The sequence below is a fragment of the Kitasatospora sp. NPDC053308 genome (assembly GCF_055585785.1).
In genome coordinates, this window is the sequence record NZ_JBVJJY010000006.1 from 336,998 (window position 1) to 356,154 (window position 19,157).

Annotated in this window: 9 protein-coding genes; 7 read left to right on the forward strand and 2 right to left on the reverse strand. The window is 72.5% G+C overall.

From position 1 onward, the window contains the following. Positions 1-24: 24 nt before the first annotated feature. Positions 25-1,386 (forward strand): type I glutamate--ammonia ligase, encoded by a 1,362-nt coding sequence (glnA, locus tag ACZ6Y7_RS16985; protein ID WP_402223083.1) that lies wholly within the window; start codon positions 25-27, stop codon positions 1,384-1,386. A gap of 186 nt (positions 1,387-1,572) precedes the next feature. Further along, positions 1,573-2,700 carry a hypothetical protein gene (locus ACZ6Y7_RS16990; RefSeq protein WP_465758656.1) on the forward strand — a complete coding sequence of 376 codons (1,128 nt, stop codon included), beginning with the start codon at positions 1,573-1,575 and terminating at the stop codon, positions 2,698-2,700. An 82-nt stretch (positions 2,701-2,782) separates the two neighbouring features. Here the strand turns inward: ACZ6Y7_RS16990 and ACZ6Y7_RS16995 are convergent, their stop codons facing one another. Continuing rightward, a complete protein-coding gene (locus ACZ6Y7_RS16995) occupies positions 2,783-3,571 on the reverse strand; it encodes a class E sortase (protein WP_465758657.1) in 789 nt (262 codons plus the stop codon). Positions 3,572-3,780: 209 nt separating this feature from the next. Here ACZ6Y7_RS16995 and ACZ6Y7_RS17000 point away from each other — a divergent pair, with 209 nt between their 5' ends. Continuing rightward, positions 3,781-6,822, forward strand: coding sequence for a bifunctional [glutamine synthetase] adenylyltransferase/[glutamine synthetase]-adenylyl-L-tyrosine phosphorylase (locus ACZ6Y7_RS17000; RefSeq protein ID WP_465758793.1), 3,042 nt, complete (start codon positions 3,781-3,783; stop codon positions 6,820-6,822). Between the two features lie 78 nt (positions 6,823-6,900). On the opposite strand, the gene ACZ6Y7_RS17005 is transcribed toward ACZ6Y7_RS17000, so the two are convergent. Continuing rightward, on the reverse strand, positions 6,901-7,869 hold the full coding sequence (locus ACZ6Y7_RS17005; RefSeq protein ID WP_465758658.1) for a phosphatase PAP2 family protein: 969 nt from the start codon (positions 7,867-7,869) through the stop codon (positions 6,901-6,903). A gap of 316 nt (positions 7,870-8,185) precedes the next feature. Between ACZ6Y7_RS17005 and pulA the strand changes: the two genes are divergently transcribed. The 4 genes from pulA to ACZ6Y7_RS17025 all read left to right on the forward strand — a co-directional run bounded on the left by pulA (position 8,186) and on the right by ACZ6Y7_RS17025 (position 19,151). Then, complete coding sequence (gene pulA / locus ACZ6Y7_RS17010) at positions 8,186-13,717, forward strand: pullulanase-type alpha-1,6-glucosidase (RefSeq protein WP_465758659.1); 5,532 nt, start codon at positions 8,186-8,188, stop codon at positions 13,715-13,717. Positions 13,718-14,274: 557 nt separating this feature from the next. Beyond that, positions 14,275-16,605 (forward strand): M4 family metallopeptidase, encoded by a 2,331-nt coding sequence (locus tag ACZ6Y7_RS17015; protein WP_465758660.1) that lies wholly within the window; start codon positions 14,275-14,277, stop codon positions 16,603-16,605. Positions 16,606-16,974: 369 nt separating this feature from the next. After that, on the forward strand, positions 16,975-18,738 hold the full coding sequence (locus ACZ6Y7_RS17020; protein WP_465758661.1) for a carbohydrate-binding module family 20 domain-containing protein: 1,764 nt from the start codon (positions 16,975-16,977) through the stop codon (positions 18,736-18,738). Between the two features lie 191 nt (positions 18,739-18,929). After that, entirely contained in the window at positions 18,930-19,151 is a 222-nt protein-coding gene (locus ACZ6Y7_RS17025) for a hypothetical protein (RefSeq protein ID WP_465758662.1), read from the forward strand. The last annotated feature ends 6 nt before the right edge of the window (positions 19,152-19,157 follow it).

The following is a 19,157-nucleotide window of genomic DNA, read 5'->3' on the forward strand; positions in this document are numbered from 1 at the left end:
AAGAGCAGAGGTGAGACTGTCCCCATGGGCAAGCAGCAGCAGTTCGTGCTTCGGACGCTCGAAGAGCGTGACATCCGGTTCGTCCGGCTGTGGTTCACCGACGTGCTCGGGTTCCTCAAGTCGGTCGCGGTGGCTCCGGCCGAGCTGGAACAGGCCTTCGAGGAGGGCATCGGGTTCGACGGCTCGGCGATCGAGGGCTTCGCCCGGGTGTACGAGTCCGACATGATCGCCAAGCCGGACCCGACCACCTTCCAGATCCTGCCCTGGCGCTCGGAGACCCCGGGCACCGCCCGGATGTTCTGCGACATCCTGATGCCGGACGGCTCGCCGTCCTTCGCCGACCCCAGGTTCGTGCTCAAGCGCACCCTGGAGAAGGCCTCCGACCTGGGCTTCACCTTCTACACCCACCCGGAGATCGAGTTCTTCCTGCTGAAGAACCTGCCCGGCGACGGCACCGCACCCGTCCCCGCCGACCAGTCCGGCTACTTCGACCACACCCCCCGCGGGGTGGGCCACGACTTCCGCCGCCAGGCGATCACCATGCTGGAGTCGATGGGCATCTCGGTCGAGTTCTCGCACCACGAAGGCGCCCCCGGCCAGCAGGAGATCGACCTGCGCTACGCCGACGCGCTCTCCACCGCCGACAACATCATGACCTTCCGTCTGGTCATGAAGGAGGTCGCGCTGGAGCAGGGCGTGCACGCGAGCTTCATGCCCAAGCCCTTCTCCGAGCACCCCGGCAGCGGCATGCACACCCACGTCTCGCTGTTCGAGGGCGACCGCAACGCCTTCCACGAGTCCGGCGCCGAGTACCAGCTCTCCAAGGTCGGCAGATCCTTCATCGCCGGCCTGTTGAAGCACGCCGCCGAGACCGCCGCCGTCACCAACCAGTGGGTGAACTCCTACAAGCGGATCTGGGGCGGCTCCCAGCGCACCGCCGGCGCCGGCGGCGAGGCGCCGTCCTACATCTGCTGGGGCCACAACAACCGCTCGGCGCTGATCCGGGTGCCGATGTACAAGCCGGGCAAGCAGGGCTCCACCCGGGTCGAGATCCGCTCCCTCGACACCGGCTGCAACCCCTACCTCGCCTACGCCGTCACCCTGGCGGCCGGCCTGAAGGGCATCGAGGAGGGCTATGAGCTCCCGCCCGGTGCCGACGACGACGTGTGGGCGCTGACCGACTCCGAGCGCCGCGCCCTCGGCATCCAGCCGATGCCGCAGAACCTCGGCGAGGCCATCGACCTGATGCAGCGCAGCGAGCTGGTCGCCGAGACGCTGGGCGAGCACGTCTTCGACTTCTTCCTGCGCAACAAGCGCCAGGAGTGGGAGGAGTACCGCTCCGAGGTGACGCCGTTCGAACTGCGCAAGAACCTCCAGGTGCTCTGACGCCCGGTCAGGCACCCGTCGGGCCCGCTCCGTTCGGAGCGGGCCCGCGCCGTTCCTCCGGGCGGGGGTCCTCCGCGCTCGCTAATCCGTTGAGCCGATGTGATGACTCTGCAGCGGTGCGCGCCGCGACCGGGTGGCGCAGGGACGTATTCAGAAGATCCGTTTTGCGGATCATCCTGGAGTGTCATGCGTACTCGAATCACCACCCTGGTCCTGTCCGGACTCGCCTCGGCCACCCTCGTGCTGGGCGCCGGTCACACGGCCCACGCTTCGACCTTCGTCGACCACGGCACGGCCGCCGAGCCGGCGGAGGCCCAGGGCGCATGGGTCGACAGCCTCCTGAGCTTGGCCGGCGAGAGCACGGGCTCCGGCACCTGGAGCGTCACCAGCCGGAGCCTCACCCAGTGGGACGCCGCGGGCCCGGCCGACACCGCCGAGCAGGTCGACCCGTCCCTGGCGGTCGAAGGCAGCCCCGAGCGCGGCCAGTCGATGGACGAGCCGTCGGCGCTCGGGCTCCCCGGGACCCTGGGGGCCGGCGGCGAGTCCTGCGAGCAGGGCCCGCACGGGAACCCCGGGGGCCCGGACTGCGTCTGCCCCCACGGTGAGCACGGTGAGCACGGTGAGCACGGTGAGCACGGTGAGCACGGTGAGCACGGTGAGCACGGTGAGCACGGTGAGCACGGCCACGGGGACCACGGCGAGCACGGCGACCACGGCGGGCAGCAGCAGGGGCAGGGCAACGAGCAGAACCAGGGCCAGGGCCAGAACCAGGGTCAGGGGCAGGACCAGGCGCAGGGCCAGGACCAGAACCAGGCGCAGGGCCAGGACCAGAACCAGAACGTGGACCAGAACCAGACCGGGCAGCAGAGCCAGGGTCAGGACCAGCACGTCGACGTGACGGTCATCGTGCAGAACAACCTCAACAACAGCGCGAACAACAGCGCCGCCAGCACCTCGAACAACAGCTCCACCAGCAACTCGAGCAACGCCGCCAACAACTCCGCGACCAACAACGCGAACAACCACGCGCAGAACAGTCAGGCGGCCTCGCAGTCCAGCACCATGGCGAACCAGCAGAGCCAGGCCAACCAGCAGTCCGCGTACAACCTGAACAAGGTCAAGTTCGTCGCGCAGGCGCGGCCGTCGTACCCGGCGCCCCACCACGGCGGGTCCGGGCACGAGTCGAAGCCCGCACACCACCACGGGGAGCTGGCCCACACCGGCTCCGAGGGGACTCCGGTCATGCTCGGGCTCTCCGCCGCGCTCCTCGCGGCGGGTGCGGCAGCGATGAGGTTCGGCCGCCGCCGCGCGTGAGGGAACGCAAGGTCAGCGACGGGCGCCGCCCCGGCCGGTCATCGGCCGGGGCGGTGTGCTGCCCGCGTCCGCCGGACGGGCGCTACCGCAGCTCGGGGGGCGGTGTGCGGGCCGGGTCCACCGGCTCGTCCCGGACCAGGCTGCCCCAGACGGCCATGCGGTACAGCGAGGTGTAGACGGGCGTGCAGGTGGTCAGGGTGATGTAGCGGCCCGGACCGGTGTACGGGGAGCCGCCGGGCACCGGGGCGATGACGCCGGTGTCGGTCGGGGAGGTCTCGGGGAGCGTCGCGTCGACGCGGTAGACGTACCAGCGGTCGCGGGTCTCCACGACCAGGGGGTCGCCAGGCTTGAGCCGGTCCAGGTCGTGGAACACCGCGCCGTGGCCGTCCCGGTGGGCGGCGAGGGCGAAGTTGCCCTGCTCCTCCCACGGCATCGCCGCGGCGTACGGAGTGGTGTAGGCCCCCGCGACGCCCTCGGAGAGGGTGTCGTCGTCGGTGCCGAGCTTGATCATCACCTGGTAGCCGGCGCCCAGCGCCGGGGCGTGCAGGAAGCCGATGCCGCCGTCGGCGCCGACGGGGGGCGGGGCTGCCGGGCCCGCCGGGGCGGTCGGCGCGGCCGCGGGGGCGGCCGGTCCGGTCGGGGCGACCGCGGGGGCCGCCGCCGACCAGCTCCGGCGCAGCTGCTCGGCGGCGGCTCCCGCGTGCCGGGCGGCCGTGAGGTCCGTCCACCAGAGCGAGTACGCGACCAGCAGGGCGAGCAGCACACCGGCGGTGAACAGCACGTCGCCGAGCACACCGGCCGCGACCCGCAGCGGGCGTCGGCGCGCGGACGCGGTGGGGGAGCCCTCGCCGAGGGTGTCCTGGCTGGTCATGCGGGTACTCCACCGTGTCCGGAAGGCGGCGGGCAAGGCGACACGCCACCTCGGCGGGCGGAGGGCCGGTCCGCGGCCGCGCCCGGCGGTGGACCGCGAGGGCGCGTAACCTGCTAGGGCCTGTCGTCGAACTCCCGTCGTCCGCGCGGAGGACGCCCGCGGACGGGGAGTTCGAGGACGGGTCCTTGGGCGGACGGACGGAGGGGCCGATGGCGGTGGACGAGCAGCGGACCGGGAGCCGGGTCAGCCGGCCGGAGAACCGGCTGGTCCGGCGCGGTTTCGGCGACCCGGCGCGGGCGGTGCGGCTGCTGGACGGCCCCGGCCTGGAGGGCCTGGCCGACGACCCCGTGCTGCTGGACGCGCTCGGCGCCACCGCCGACCCGGACCAGGCGCTGCTCGGCCTGGCCCGGTTGATGGAGGCCGCCGACGAGACCGACCGGCACACCCTGCGCGACACCCTCACCACCTCCAAGCCGCTGCGCGACCGGCTGCTCGGCGTGCTCGGCGTCTCCACCGCGCTCGGCGACCACCTGGCCCGGCACCCGCACGACTGGCACGTGCTGGTCACCTTCGAACTGCGCGACATGCACCCCGGCCCGGAGGACTTCCACCGCGCGCTGACCGAGGGCGTCCGGTCCGGGGGCGCCGGACGTGAGGGCGACCGCAGCCCGGCGGACGCGCTGCGGATCGCCTACCGCCGCTGCCTGCTCGCCATCGCCGCCCGCGACCTCACCGGCACCACCGACCTGGCCCGGACCGCCGCCGAGCTCGCCGACCTGGCCGGCGCCACCCTGCAGACCGCCCTGGAGCTCGCCGCCGAGCAGGACCCGGAGGCCGCCGCGGCCTGCCGGCTGGCGGTGATCGGCATGGGCAAGTGCGGTGGACGCGAACTCAACTACGTCTCGGACGTGGACGTCGTCTTCGTCGCCGAGCCGCGCGAGGGCGTGGACGAGCACCAGGCGATCAAGGCCGCCACCCGGCTGGCCGCGGCCCTCACCCGGCTGTGCGCGGACACCACCGGCGAGGGCACCATCTGGCCGGTGGACGCGAACCTGCGGCCCGAGGGCCGCAACGGCCCGCTGGTGCGCACCCTGGCCAGCCACCTCGCGTACTACCAGCGCTGGGCCAAGACCTGGGAGTTCCAGGCCCTGCTCAAGGCCCGCCCGGTCGCCGGGGACGCCGAGCTCGGCGCCGCGTACGTCGAGGCGCTCGCCCCGCTGGTCTGGCAGGCCGCGGCCCGGGAGAACTTCGTCGCCGACGTGCAGCAGATGCGCCGCCGGGTCATCGACTCCATCCCCGTCACCGAACTGGACCGCCAGCTCAAACTCGGGCCGGGCGGGCTGCGCGACGTCGAGTTCTCCGTCCAGCTGCTGCAGCTGGTGCACGGCCGCACCGATCCGGCGCTGCGCAGCGGCAACACCCTGGAGGCGCTGGCCGCGCTCTCCCGCGGCGGGTACGTCGGCCGGGCGGACGCCGCCTCGCTGGACACCGCGTACCGCTTCCTGCGCTCGCTGGAGCACCGGATCCAGCTGCACCGGCTGCGCCGCACCCACCTGATGCCCACCGGGGAGGAGGACCTGCGCCGACTGGCCCGCTCGCTGGCCGCGCTGATCAACGACGACACCCGCGCCGACCCGGTGGCCGCGCTGCAGCGGGAGTGGAAGCGGCACGCGGTGGAGGTCCGGCGGCTGCACGAGAAGCTGTTCTACCGGCCGCTGCTCGACGCCGTCGCCGAGCTGCCGCCGGGCGCCGCCGGGCTGAGCCCGGACGCGGCCCGGGCCCGGCTGGAGGCGCTCGGCTACGCGGACCCGGCGGCCGCGCTGCGGCACATCAGCGCGCTCGCCTCCGGGGTGAGCCGCAAGGCGGCGATCCAGCGCACCCTGCTGCCGGTGCTGCTCGGCTGGTTCGCCGACTCGGCCGACCCGGACGCCGGGCTGCTGAACTTCCGGCAGGTCTCCGACGCGCTCGGCCGTACGCCCTGGTACCTGCGGCTGCTGCGGGACGAGAGCGCCGCCGCCGAGCAGCTCGCCCGGGTGCTGTCGGCCGGCCGGCTCGCCCCCGACCTGCTGCTGCGCGCCCCCGAGGCGGTGGCCATGCTGGGCGATCCGCAGGGCCTGGAGCCGCGCGGCCGGGCGGCGCTGCAGTCGGAGGTGCTGGCCGCCGTCGGCCGGGCCGGGTCCACCACCGCCGCGGTGGCCGCCGCCCGCTCGGTGCGCCGCCGGGAGCTGTTCCGTACGGCCGCCGCGGACGTCCTCGGGCGGCTCGGGGAGGACCCGGCGCAGGCGCTGGACGCGGCGGGGGAGGCGCTCACCGCGCTCAACGCCGCCACCCTGCAGGGCGCGCTGAGCGCGTGCGTGGCCGGCTGGGAGGCCGAGCACGGGGACCTGCCGACGCGGATCTCGGTCGTCGCGATGGGCCGCTTCGGCGGCCACGAGCTGGGCTACGGCTCGGACGCGGACGTGCTCTTCGTCCACGAGCCGCTGCTCGGTTCGCTGGAGGAGGAGGCCGCCCGGGCCGCCCAGGCGGTCTGCCACGAGCTGCGCGCCCAGCTGGGCGCGCCCTCCACCGAGCCGCCGCTGCTGGTCGACGCGGACCTGCGGCCGGAGGGACGCAGCGGACCGCTGGTGCGCAGCCTCGCCTCGTACGCGGCGTACTACCGGCGCTGGTCGCACGCCTGGGAGAGCCAGGCGCTGCTGCGCGCCGAGCCGGTGGCCGGGGACGAGGAGCTGGGCACGCGGTTCCGGCAGCTGATCGACCCGCTGCGCTACCCGGGCAACGGGGTGCCGGAGCGGGACCTGGTGGAGATCCGCCGGATCAAGGCCCGGATCGAGGCCGAGCGGCTGCCGCGCGGGGCCGACCCCACCACCCACACCAAGATCGGCCGGGGCGGGCTGGCGGACGTGGAGTGGACGGTGCAGCTGCTGCAGCTCCGGCACGGGCACGAGCTGCCGGCCCTGCGCACCACCCGGACCAGGGCCGCGCTGGCGGCGGCGGTGGACGGCGGGCTGGTGCGGCGGGAGGACGCGGAGGTGCTGGACGCCGCCTGGGTGCTGGCCTCCCGGGTGCGGGCGGCGGTGATGCTGGTGCGCGGCCGGCCCGGGGACAGCTTCCCCGGGGAGGCCCGGGAGCTGGCCGGCGTGGCCCGCTACCTCGGGTACGGCGCCGGGCACAGCGGGCAGCTGCTGGACGACTACCGGCGGACCACCCGGCGGGCACGGGCGGTGGTGGACCGGCTGTTCTACGGGCTCTGAGCCGTTCGCGACAGGGGCCCGGGTGCGCGGAAGGGGCCCCCGCACGGGAGGCCCCTTCGTGGTGAGGTCGGGTACCGGTCAGCGGCGCGCGGTGCTGACCGCGGGCTCGCTCCACTGCTCGGGGACGGTGATCGGCCGGTCCGCCTCCGTCTCCCGCGCGGGGACCTGCGGCAGCTTGTAGACCCACTCGTGGTACAGCCAGCGGGCCGCGAGGAACCCGACCGCCAGGCACAGCAGGCCGCCGACGGCGTCCATCCAGAAGTGGTTGGCGGTCGAGACGATGACCACCAGAGTGGCGAGGGGGTACAGCAGACCGAGCGCCTTGACCCACGTCCGGCGGGCCAGGAAGAAGATCGCCAGGCCGCACCAGGTCGACCAGCCGATGTGCATCGAGGGCATCGCCGCGTACTGGTTGGAGACGTGTGCGGCGGGACCGGAGGCCATCGAGCCCCAGGTGCCGTGGGTCTTCACGGTGTCGATGAAGCCGCCGTCGGTCATCAGGCGGGGCGGGGCCAACGGGAAGAAGTAGAAGCCGACCAGGGCGATCGCGGTGGTGACGAACAGGACGGTGCGGGCCGCGACGTAGCGGCCGGGGTGACGGCGGTACAGCCAGACCAGCACACCGATGGTGATCACGAAGTGCAGCGTCGCGTAGTAGTAGTTCATCCCGGTGATCAGCCACCCGACGGCGTCCACCGCGTGGTTGACCGAGCGCTCGACGGCGATGCCGAGGTGCTGCTCCAGGTCCCAGATCCAGCCCGCGTGCTTCTGGGCTATCGCCTCCTGCTCGGGGACCGCGTTGCGGACGATCGAGTAGATCCAGTAGCTGATCCCGATCAGGGCCAGCTCGAACCAGATCCGCGGCCGGGCCGGTGACCGGCGCTGCTCGCGGAGGCGGTTGCGCAGGGCCGCGCCTCGGGACTGGGCGGCACGGGTGGCTCCGTCGGGCAGCCGGCCGGGGAGGACCGTCGCCGCCTCGGAACCGCCACCGCTGGCCTCGTCGGCGCGCCGGGCGTCGCCTCGCTGGATCTCGGTCGGTTCCCCCATGGACGAGAAGTCTGCCAGACCGCTCGTAGCCGTCTGCTCATCCTCTGGAAGTGGATTCTTCACCGGCTGTCCCCCTTGAGGGCTAGGGGCCGGCTCCCACCGGGGTAGGGGGTGCTCGGGGTTCTGGTGCATACCGGTGGGACGGACATACGTCCCATTGTCACGCGCGTCGCTCCGGGGGAGTAATCGGGGGGCCCGAGACGGTCCAGGGCCTGGATTTTTCCGGTACGAAACGGTTTCTGCATCTTGCTGAAACATATTGCAGCCCGCTAGCTTCCTGGGAACCCGATCGCCCCTTCCCCTCAGGGAGCCCTCCGTGGCCGATGCCCCGCTCCGCCCCCGGCGGAGCAGATCCCCCCGCAGATCCCCTCGCAGACCCGGCCGCACGGCCGTCCTGCTGGCCGCCGCGCTGACCGCCGCCACCCTCGGCAGCGCCCCCGCGGCCCTCGCCGCCGCCCCGCCGGCCCCGCCCTCCGACGCCGCGCTCGCGGCCACCGCCGGGCGGCACGACCTCAGCCGCGAGCAGTTCTACTTCGTCCTCCCCGACCGCTTCGCGAACGGGGACACCGCCAACGACACCGGCGCCACCCTCCCGGACGGCGTCACCGGCGGCCGGCTGGAGAACGGCTTCGACCCGGCGGACAAGGGCTTCTACCACGGCGGTGACCTGGCCGGACTGATCCAGAAGCTCGACTACATCCAGGACCTCGGCACCACCGCGATCTGGATGGCGCCGATCTTCAAGAACAAGCCGGTCCAGGGCAGCGGGGCGGACGCCTCCGCCGGGTACCACGGCTACTGGATCACCGACTTCACCCAGGTCGACCCGCACTTCGGCACCAACGAGCAGCTCAAGGAGCTGATAGCCAAGGCGCACGCCCGCGGGATCAAGGTCTTCTTCGACGTCATCACCAACCACACCGCCGACGTCATCGACGCCGCCGAGCAGCAGCACGGCTACCGCTCGGCCGGCGCCTACCCGACGCTCGACGCGGACGGGAACCCGGTGGACGAGACCGCCGTCGCCGACGCGGGAGCGCCCTGGCCGCGGATCACCAAGGACTCCTTCCCCTACACCCCCGTCTTCCGCACCCCCGGCGACGCGAACGCCAAGACCCCGTCCTGGCTCAACGACCCCTCGCTCTACCACAACCGGGGCGACTCGACCTTCGTCGGGGAGTCCGCCACCGAGGGCGACTTCAGCGGCCTGGACGACCTCGACACCCAGAACCCCCGGGTGGTCAAGGGCTTCGAGAAGGTCTACCAGCAGTGGGTGAAGGACGCCGGCGTGGACGGCTTCCGGATCGACACCGTCAAGCACGTCAACATGGCGTTCTGGCAGCAGTGGGCTCCCGCTCTCAAGGACTTCGCCGCCAAGCAGGGCAACAAGAAGTTCTTCATGTTCGGCGAGGTCTACTCCGGCGACCCGGCGATCACCTCGCCGTACGTCACCAAGGGCAAGCTGCAGGCCACCCTGGACTTCCCGTTCCAGGGCGCCGCCCGCTCCTACGTCTCCCAGGGCGGCTCCGCCAAGGCCCTGGCCGACGTCTACGGCCAGGACTACCGCTACACCAGCGCCGACACCGACGCGTACGAGCTGCCGACCTTCCTCGGCAACCACGACATGGGCCGCTTCGGCTCCTTCCTGCTCGCCGACAACCCGGGCGCCGACGAGGCCACCCTGCTCAAGAAGGACCGCCTCGGCAACGAGCTGCAGTTCCTCACCCGCGGCCAGCCCGTCGTCTACTACGGCGACGAGCAGGGCTTCACCGGTGCGGGCGGCGACAAGGACGCCCGGCAGGACATGTTCGCCTCCCGGACCCCGTCCTACAACGCCGATAGGGTGCTCGGCGGCCCCTCCGGCCCGGCCGACCGGTACGGGCAGGGCGGGCAGCTCTACCAGGGCATCGCGGGCCTGGCCAAACTGCGCCGCGACCACCCGGCGCTGGCCGACGGCGCCCAGGTCGAGCGCTACGCGGCCGACGGCCCGGGCGTGTACGCCTTCTCCCGGATCGACGCGGGGCAGCAGGTCGAGTACCTGGTGGCGGTCAACAACGCCACCGAGGCCAAGACCGTCACGCTGGACACCTTCTCGGCCGGCATGGGCTTCGACCGGATCTACCCGGCGGCGGGGGAGAGGGCGACCTCCGGGGCCGACCGCATGGTGACGGTGACCGTCCCCGCGCTCTCCTCCGTGGTGTTCAAGGCGGCCGGCCGGCTCGCCGCCGCCGACGCGGCGCCGCAGCTCTCGGTGCGGCCGCCCGCGGACGGCTCGACCGGCCTCGTCACCGTCGGCGCGAAGGTCGACGGCGGCGGCTTCGCCCGGGTGAGCTTCGCCGCGCAGATCGGCAACGGGCCCTGGCAGACGCTGGGCACCGCCGACACCGGGAAGTACGCCGTCACCCAGGACCTGGGCGCCGTCGCCCCCGGCACGGTCGTGCGCTACAAGGCCGTCGTCCAGGACTCCGGCGGCCACCTGCGCTCCGCCACCGCGAGCTTCACCACCGGCACCCCCGCGCCCACGCCGGTGCCCACCGCGGGCGCCCGCCCGTACGCCGTCGTCCACTACAACCGGCCGGACGGCGACTACGACGGCTGGAACCTCTACGCCTGGGGCGACCTCGCCGACGGCGAGGGCACCCCGTGGCCGGCCGGACACGCCTTCACCGGGCGGGACGCGTACGGCGCCTTCGCGTACGTGCGGCTGAAGCCGGGCGCCTCGGACGTCGGGTTCATCGTGGAGAAGAACGGCGTCAAGGACGTGGACGCCGACCGGCACCTCGACGTGGGCAGCACCGGCGAGGTGTGGCTGAAGCAGGGCGACCCGGCGGTGCGCACCGCGAACCCGGGCCCGGCGAACACCCCGCCGGCGAACACCGCCGTCATCCACTACAACCGGGCCGACGGCGACTACGACGGCTGGGGCCTGCACGACTGGACCGGCGCGGCCACCCCCACCGACTGGGGCAAGCCGCTGATGCCGGCGCGCCGCGACGCCTTCGGCGCCGTCTTCGAGGTGCCGCTGGCCCCCGGTGCGACCAGCCTCAGCTACATCCTGCACCGGGGCAACGACAAGGACCTGCCCGCCGACCAGTCGCTCGACCTCGCGGTCAACGGCAGGGAGGTCTGGATCCTCGGCGGCCGCGAGGGGTACCTGCTGCCGCAGAACCCGGCCGCGTCCTCGCAGGTCGACCTCGGCAGCGCCAAGGCGCAGTGGATCGACGCGAGGACCGTCGTCGTCCCGGCGAACTACGGCGCGGGCGACGACGCCCTGGCCGGCGGCACCAGCGCCCAGCTGGTGTACGACCCGGCGGGCGGCATCCGGGCCGACAAGGGCGTGCTGAACAAGCCCGGCCAGTGGCTGCGGCTCACCCCCGTGAAGGGCGGGCTGACCGACGCGCAGAAGGCGAAGTACCCGCACCTGGCCGGCTACCGGGCCTTCACCGTGGACGCCCGGGACACCGCCCGCGTCCCGGCCGCGCTGCGCGGTCAGCTGCTGTTCACCGAGCACCTGCCCAGCGGCGCCGTCCTGGCCGCGACCGGGGTCCAACTCCCGGGCGTGCTGGACGACCTGTACGCCGGGCGGACCGCCAAGGTCGACTTCGGGCCGGCGTACTACGACGGCAAGGTGGCGCTCTCGCTCTGGGCGCCGACCGCGCAGGAGGTGTCCGTCCAGGTCTTCGACGGCCCGACCGGCGGAAGCCCGAGGACGCTGCCGCTGAAGCGGGACGACGAGACCGGCGTCTGGGAGATCGTCCGGGACAAGCGCGAGTTGGACGGCAGGTACTACCTGTACCAGGTGAAGGTCTGGGCGCCCTCGGTGCAGCAGCTCGTCGTCAACACCGTCACCGACCCGTACTCGGTGGCGCTGTCCACCGACTCCACCCGCAGCCTGGTCGCCGACCTGGACGCCAAGGAGCTCAAGCCGGCGGGCTGGGACGACCACGCCCGCCCGCAGGCCGTCCCGCCCGCGCGGCAGCAGATCCAGGAGCTGCACGTCCGGGACTTCTCGGTGGAGGACCCGACCGTCCCGGCCGCCGAGCGCGGCACCTACCTGGCGTTCACCGAGTCGCAGTCGGCCGGCATGCGGCACCTGCGGGAGCTGGCCGCCGCCGGGGTGACCACGATCCACCTGCTGCCGACCTTCGACATCGCCACCATCCGGGAGAACCGGGCCGAGCAGAAGCTGCCGGCCTGCGACCTCAAGTCCCTTCCCGCGGACGGGCCGAAGCAGCAGGAGTGCGTGGCGGCCGTCGCCGCCGACGACGCGTACAACTGGGGCTACGACCCGCTGCACTACAACGTGCCGGAGGGCTCGTACGCCACGGACCCCGGCGGCACGGCCCGCACCGTGCAGTTCCGGCAGATGGTGCAGGCGATGCACGCGGCCGGGCTGCGGGTGGTGCTCGACGTGGTCTACAACCACACCGCCGCCGCCGGGCAGGCCGAGCACTCGGTGCTGGACCGGGTCGTCCCCGGCTACTACCAGCGGCTGGACGCCAACGGCAAGGTGACGACGGACAGTTGCTGCGCCGACACCGCGCCCGAGCACGCCATGATGAACCGGCTGGTGGTCGACTCGGTGACCCTGTGGGCCCGTGAGTACAAGGTGGACGGCTTCCGCTTCGACCTGATGGGCCTGGACCCGAAGTCCACCATGCTGGACGTGCAGGCCGCGCTGCGGAAGATGACGCCGGACTCGGACGGCGTGGACGGGAAGAACGTCTTCCTCTACGGCGAGGGCTGGAACTTCGGCGCCGTCGCCGACAACGCCCGGTTCGAGCAGGCCACCCAGGCGAACATGGCAGGCACCGGCATCGCCACCTTCGACGACCGGATCCGCGACGCCGCCCGCGGCGGCAACTTCATGCTCGGCTCCGCGCCGCAGCAGGGCTTCGCCTCGGGCCTGTACACCGACCCGAACGGCTCGCCCGCGAACGGGACCCCGGAGCAGCAGAAGGCCCGACTGCTGCACCAGATGGACCAGCTGAAGGTGGGGCTGACCGGCAACCTGGCCGGGTACGCCTTCACCGACAGCTCCGGGAAGGCCGTCACCGGCGCCCAGGTCGACTACAACGGCGCCCCGACCGGGTACGCGGCCGAGCCGGGCGAGGCGGTGGAGTACGTGGACGCCCACGACAACACCGACCTCTTCGACGCCCTCGCGTACAAGCTGCCGACCGGCACCGCACCCTCCGACCGGGCCCGGATGCAGGCGCTCGGGCTCTCGCTCACCGCGCTCACCCAGGGCGCCGGCTTCGCCCAGGCGGGCAGCGACCTGCTGCGCTCCAAGTCGCTCGACGCCAACTCCTACGACTCGGGCGACTGGTTCAACGCGATCCACTGGGACGCCGCCGCGGGCAACGGCTGGGGCCGCGGCCTGCCACCGGCGGCCGACAACAAGGAGCTGTGGCCGACCGCCCAGTCCCTGTTGGCGAACCCGAAGCTGACCGTGGGCGCGGCGGACATCCGGGCGACCTCGGCGCAGTACCGGGAGTTCCTGCGGATCAAGCAGTCCTCGCCGCTGTTCTCGCTGCCCACCCTGGCCGCCGTGCAGCAGCGGCTGTCCTACCCGCTCTCCGGCACCGCCGGCGAGACGCCCGGTGTGATCACCCTGCACCTGGACGGCACCGGGCTGGCGGGGGCGGAGAAGGGCCTCACGGTGGTCTTCAACGCGACGCCCACCGCGCAGGCGCAGACCGTGGCGGCCCTGCGCGGCACGGACCAGGCGCTGCACCCCGTCCAGGCGGGCGGGGCGGACCAGGTGGTGAAGCGGTCCGGTTTCGACGCCGCGACCGGGACGTTCACCGTGCCGGGCCGCACCGTGGCGGTGTTCGTCCAGCACTGATCGGTGCACGACGCGATTCCCGGGCCCCGTACCGCCGTTGAGGCGGTGCGGGGCCCGGTTCCGTTCCGGCCGCAGAATGGCCGGAAAGCTCCACTGGCACGGCCGGAACTGTGACGTGCCGCGCCCGTTCGGCGCTGCGGGCCGCCCGGCGGTACGACCGGCGGCCCCGACCGCTGGTCAGTGACCGCCGATAGTGATCGAACCTTGCGCCGGGCATGAAAACCGTGTTCACGAGTTTGCAAAGGCGTAGCACAACTGACGAACCGCCATGCATACGGTTTCGGTAATGAATCGGCCAATCGGTGGCATGCATCTGTCATTGCCAGCCGGTTTGCTGCCACGATTCCTCCCGGCTGCAGACGAGGGGGCCCCACCTCCCGGTGCAGCTGTTCCAGCCAAGGTGCAGCGCGTCCCGACCTGCAACGGGTTGTGAGCACCGCAACCCGCGAAAACCGCACCCCCGTCGCACCCGCCGGGGGCCCCCACTGCGCCGCAACCCCGCGGCCCAGGTTCTCTCCACCGTGCGCGACCCAGCGCCGGTCGGAAAAGGAGTCCGCATGTCCCGTTACGCTCACGCCCGGAAGGCGGCGGTCGTCCTGGCCGCCTCCACGGCGCTGCTGGTCACCGGCATACCCGTGATCGCCCAGGCGGCCACGCCGGACGCGCCGGCCGTCGTCGCCGCGCAGCAGAGCCGGGCCGCGCTGATCGCCTCGGCGAACCAGCAGACCGCCTCCCTCGCCCAGGCACTCGGCCTGAGCGGCCAGGAGAAGCTGGTCACCAAGGACGTCGTCCAGGACGCCAACGGCGGTCGCCACCTGCGGTACGAGCGCACCTACGCCGGACTCCCCGTCCTCGGCGGCGACCTGATCGTCCACCAGGACGCGGCCGGCGCCACCAAGAGCGTGACCAAGGCCAGCGAGGCCAGCCTCGCGGGCGTCGACACCACCCCGGCCCTGGCCGCGCCGAAGGCCCAGGCCGCCGCGCTGGCCGTCGAGGCGGGCTCGGTCGACACCGCGCCGCGACTGGTCGTCTGGGCCGCCGACGGCACCCCGAAGCTCGCCTGGGAGACGGTCGTCAACGGCCGCGAGTCCGACGGCACCCCGAGCAAGCTGCACGTCGTCACCGACGCCAAGACCGGCGACGTCCTCAGCAAGGCCGACGGCATCCAGCGCGGCTCCGGCACCGGCGTCTTCGTCGGCAACGTCCCGCTGACCACCACCCAGAGCGGCTCGACCTACTCGCTCAAGGACGCCAGCCGCGGCGGCCAGTACACCACCGACATGAAGAACGGCACCTCCGGCAACGGCACGCTGTTCTCCAAGTCCTCCGACACCTGGGGCAACGGCCAGGCCAGCAACCGCGAGTCGGCCGCCGTGGACGCCCAGTTCGGCGCCGCGGTCACCTGGGACTTCTACAAGAACACCTTCGGCCGCAACGGCATCCGTAACGACGGCGTCGGCGCCATGAGCCGGGTCCACTACGACACCGGCTACGTCAACGCGTTCTGGGACGACTCCTGCTTCTGCATGACCTACGGCGACGGCTCGGGCGACACCCACCCGCTGACCGAGCTCGACGTGGCCGGCCACGAGATGAGCCACGGCGTCACCGCGGCCACCGCCAACCTGAACTACTCCGGCGAGTCCGGCGGCCTCAACGAGGCCACCTCGGACATCTTCGGCAACATGGTCGAGTTCTACGCGAACCTGCCCGCCGACAACCCGGACTACCTCGTCGGCGAGCTCATCGACATCAACGGCAACGGCACCCCGCTGCGCTACATGGACAAGCCCTCCAAGGACGGCCAGTCGGCCGACTCCTGGTACTCGGGCGTCGGCAACCTGGACGTGCACTACTCGTCCGGTGTCGCCAACCACTTCTTCTACCTGCTGGCGGAGGGCAGCGGCGCCAAGGTGATCAACGGCGTCAGCTACAACAGCCCGACGGTCAACAACATCACCGTCACCGGCATCGGCCGGGACAAGGCGCAGCAGGTCTGGTACAAGGCGCTGACCGCCTACATGACCTCCACCACCAACTACGCCGCCGCCCGCACGGCCACCCTGAACGCGGCCACCGACCTGTACGGCGCGAACAGCGCCGAGTACAACGCGGTCGCCACCGCCTGGGCCGCCGTCAACGTCGGCAGCCTGCCCAACCCGGGCGGCGTGACCGTCACCAACCCGGGCAACCAGTCGACCGCCGTGGGCACGGCCGTCAACCTGGCCATCAAGGCCTCGGGCGGCACTGCCCCGCTGTCCTACTCGGCCACCGGCCTGCCGGCCGGCCTGGCGATCAACGCCTCCACCGGCGCGATCACCGGCACCCCGACCACCGCGGGCACCTCCAACGTCACCGTGACGGTGAAGGACTCGGCCGGCAAGTCCGGCACGACCAGCTTCACCTGGACCGTGACCAGCGGTGGTGGCGGCACCTGCACCCCGGCGCAGCTGCTGGGCAACGCGGGCTTCGAGACCGGATCCGCCGCGCCGTGGACCTCCACCTCGGGCGTGGTGGACAACAGCGCGAGCCAGGCCGCGCACGGCGGTTCGTGGAAGGCGTGGATGGACGGCTACGGCTCCAGCCACACCGACACGCTGTCGCAGACGGTGAGCATCCCGGCGGGCTGCAAGGCGACGCTGAGCTTCTGGCTGCACGTCGACACCGCGGAGACCGGCACCACGGCGTACGACAAGCTGACCGTGTCGGTGAACGGCACCACGCTGAAGACCTACTCCAACGTGGACGCCGCGAGCGGCTACCAGCAGCGCAGCTTCGACCTGTCGGCCTACGCGGGCCAGACGGTCACCGTGAAGTTCAACGCGGTCGAGGACTCCTCGCTGCAGACGAGCTTCGTGATCGACGACACCGCCGTCCAGACCGGCTGAGGCCGGACCGGCTCCTCGCGGGGCCGGTGAACCAGGACAGGTGAGGGGCCCGGCAGCCACGGCTGCCGGGCCCTTGTCGTGTCCGACGCGGGGTGGGTGGTGCCGACGCGCCCGTGGGTCGTGCCCGAAGCGGACGCCGGGTGGCGCCCCGGGCGGAGGCCGGTCGTGCCCGAAGCGGGTCGGCGTCGGGCCCGTACCGCGCCCGTGTGGGCCTGGACCGCCTGCGGCCTGCAGAAACGTTACTGTCCTACATCTTGACGATGTCTCCCGGCGATCCTAGGTTCGGCGCTGCAAGTTTCCGGCAAGTTACAGAAACTTCCTGCAGGCTTCACCTCGGCTGCCCCACCCCAGCCACCCCCAGGAGACGACGTGGTCACCACCGCCCCCATCCGCCCCCGGCCCTCGACCGGGAGGACCCGCAAGCCCGCGCGCGCGGCCGGCGCCCTCGCCGCGTCGGCGGCGCTCGCGCTCTCGCTCGCCACCTCCCTGGGCGCCCCCGCCGCCCAGGCCGCCCCGCCCGCGAACAACGGCAAGGACGTCACCGCCACCCTCTTCGAGTGGCGCTTCGACTCCGTCGCCCAGGCCTGCACCTCGACCCTCGGCCCGAAGGGCTACGGCTTCGTCGAGGTCTCCCCGCCGCAGGAGCACATCCAGGGCCCGCAGTGGTGGACCTCCTACCAGCCGGTCAGCTACAAGATCGCCGGCCGGCTCGGCGACCGCACCTCCTTCAAGAACATGGTCGACACCTGCCACGCGGCCGGCGTCAAGGTCATCGCCGACGCGGTGGTCAACCACATGTCGGCGGGCTCCGGCACCGGCACCGGCGGCACCGCGTACACCAAGTACACCTATCCGGGCACGTACCAGGACCAGGACTTCCACGGCTGCCGCCAGCCGATCACCAACTACCAGGACCGCACCAACGTGCAGACCTGCGAGCTGGTCAACCTCTCCGACCTGGACACCGGCAGCGCGTACGTCCAGAGCACCATCGCCCACTACCTGGACGACCTCGGCTCGCTCGGCGTGGACGGCTACCGGATCGACGCCGCCAAGCACATCGCCGCCGCCGACCTCGCCGCGATCAAGGCCAAGACGGCCAACCCGAAGGCCTACTGGGTCCAGGAGGTCATCTACGGCGCCGGCGAGCCGATCCAGCCCGGCGAGTACACCGGCAACGGCGACGTCGACGAGTTCCGGGTCGGCACCGACCTCAAGCGGATCTTCACCAGCGACAAGCTCGCCAACCTCAACGGCTGGGGCGCCTCCTGGGGCTACCTGCCGAGCGACCAGGCGCGCAGCTTCGTCGACAACTGGGACACCGAGCGCAACGGCTCCACCCTCAACTACACGTACGGCAACACCTACACGCTGGCCAACGTCTTCCTGCTGGCGTCCACCTACGGCTCGCCCAACATCTACTCCGGCTACTCCTTCACCAACAAGGACGACGGCCCGCCGAACGGCGGCACCGTCAACGCCTGCTACCAGGACGGGTGGAACTGCACCCACGCCTGGCGGCAGATCGCCAACATGGTCGGATTCCGCAACGCCGTCGCCGGCACCGGGGTGACCAGCTGGTGGTCCAACGGCAACAACGCGATCGCCTTCGGCCGCGGCAACAAGGGCTACGTCGCCATCAACCACGAGAGCGGCGCGATCACCCAGACCTTCCAGACCGGGCTGCCGGCCGGCACCTACTGCGACGTCCAGCACGGCGACCCGCAGCCCGGCGGCGGCTGCACCGGCCCGACGTACCAGGTGGGCGCCAACGGGCAGTTCACCGCGACGGTCGGCGCGGGCGACGCGATCGCGCTGTACGTTCAGCCCGGTACCGCCGTGTCGGGCGCCTCGTTCAACGTCAACGCGACGACGGCCTTCGGGCAGAACGTCTACGTGGTCGGCGACATCGCGGCGCTCGGCGGCTGGGACCCGGCGAAGGCGCTGCCGCTGTCGTCCGCCGGCTACCCGGTCTGGTCGCTGGCGCTCTCGCTGCCGGCCGGCACCTCGTTCCAGTACAAGTACGTCCGCAAGGACGCGAACGGCGCGGTGACCTGGGAGTCCGGCGCCAACCGGACGGCGACGGTGCCCGCCGGCGGGGTCGTCACGCTGAACGACACCTGGCGGCCGTAGGACACCTCCGGCCGTCGGCCCGCCGCTGTCGGCCCGCCGCCGTCGGCCCACCGCCGTCGGCCCACCGCCCGTCCGGTGCCGTCCGGCCGCCGAGGGAACCCCGTCAGCCTGACCTGACGGGGTTCCCCCGTGGGGGTGGACGCGTCGTTGCGGACCCCCGGCGCGGGGCGCGCCGCTGGCACCATCGCGGCATGAGCACCGCCCCCCTCGTCCTGGACGTCGAACTCCGCGGCGGCCGCTGGGACGGCCACCGCAAGCGCGTCAACGCCTCCGCCCCGCCGCCCGCCCTGCGGATGGTGCTCCGGGCCGAACTCCCGGCCGCCGAGTGCGGCGAGTACTGGCCGACCACCAGCGTCTACCGGTTGGACGAGGACGGCGGGGTGCTGCGCTACCGGCACTCGCACGACGAGTGAGCGCGC

What these genes read in the sequence shown, in the direction of transcription:
- ACZ6Y7_RS17025 (WP_465758662.1), top strand. Translation starts at nt 18,930, where the DNA reads ATGAGCACCGCCCCCCTCGTCCTGGACGTCGAACTCCGCGGCGGCCGC.
- ACZ6Y7_RS16995 (WP_465758657.1), bottom strand. Translation starts at nt 3,571, where the DNA reads ATGACCAGCCAGGACACCCTCGGCGAGGGCTCCCCCACCGCGTCCGCG.
- glnA (WP_402223083.1), top strand. Translation starts at nt 25, where the DNA reads ATGGGCAAGCAGCAGCAGTTCGTGCTTCGGACGCTCGAAGAGCGTGAC.
- ACZ6Y7_RS17000 (WP_465758793.1), top strand. Translation starts at nt 3,781, where the DNA reads ATGGCGGTGGACGAGCAGCGGACCGGGAGCCGGGTCAGCCGGCCGGAG.
- ACZ6Y7_RS17005 (WP_465758658.1), bottom strand. Translation starts at nt 7,869, where the DNA reads ATGGGGGAACCGACCGAGATCCAGCGAGGCGACGCCCGGCGCGCCGAC.
- ACZ6Y7_RS16990 (WP_465758656.1), top strand. Translation starts at nt 1,573, where the DNA reads ATGCGTACTCGAATCACCACCCTGGTCCTGTCCGGACTCGCCTCGGCC.
- ACZ6Y7_RS17015 (WP_465758660.1), top strand. Translation starts at nt 14,275, where the DNA reads ATGTCCCGTTACGCTCACGCCCGGAAGGCGGCGGTCGTCCTGGCCGCC.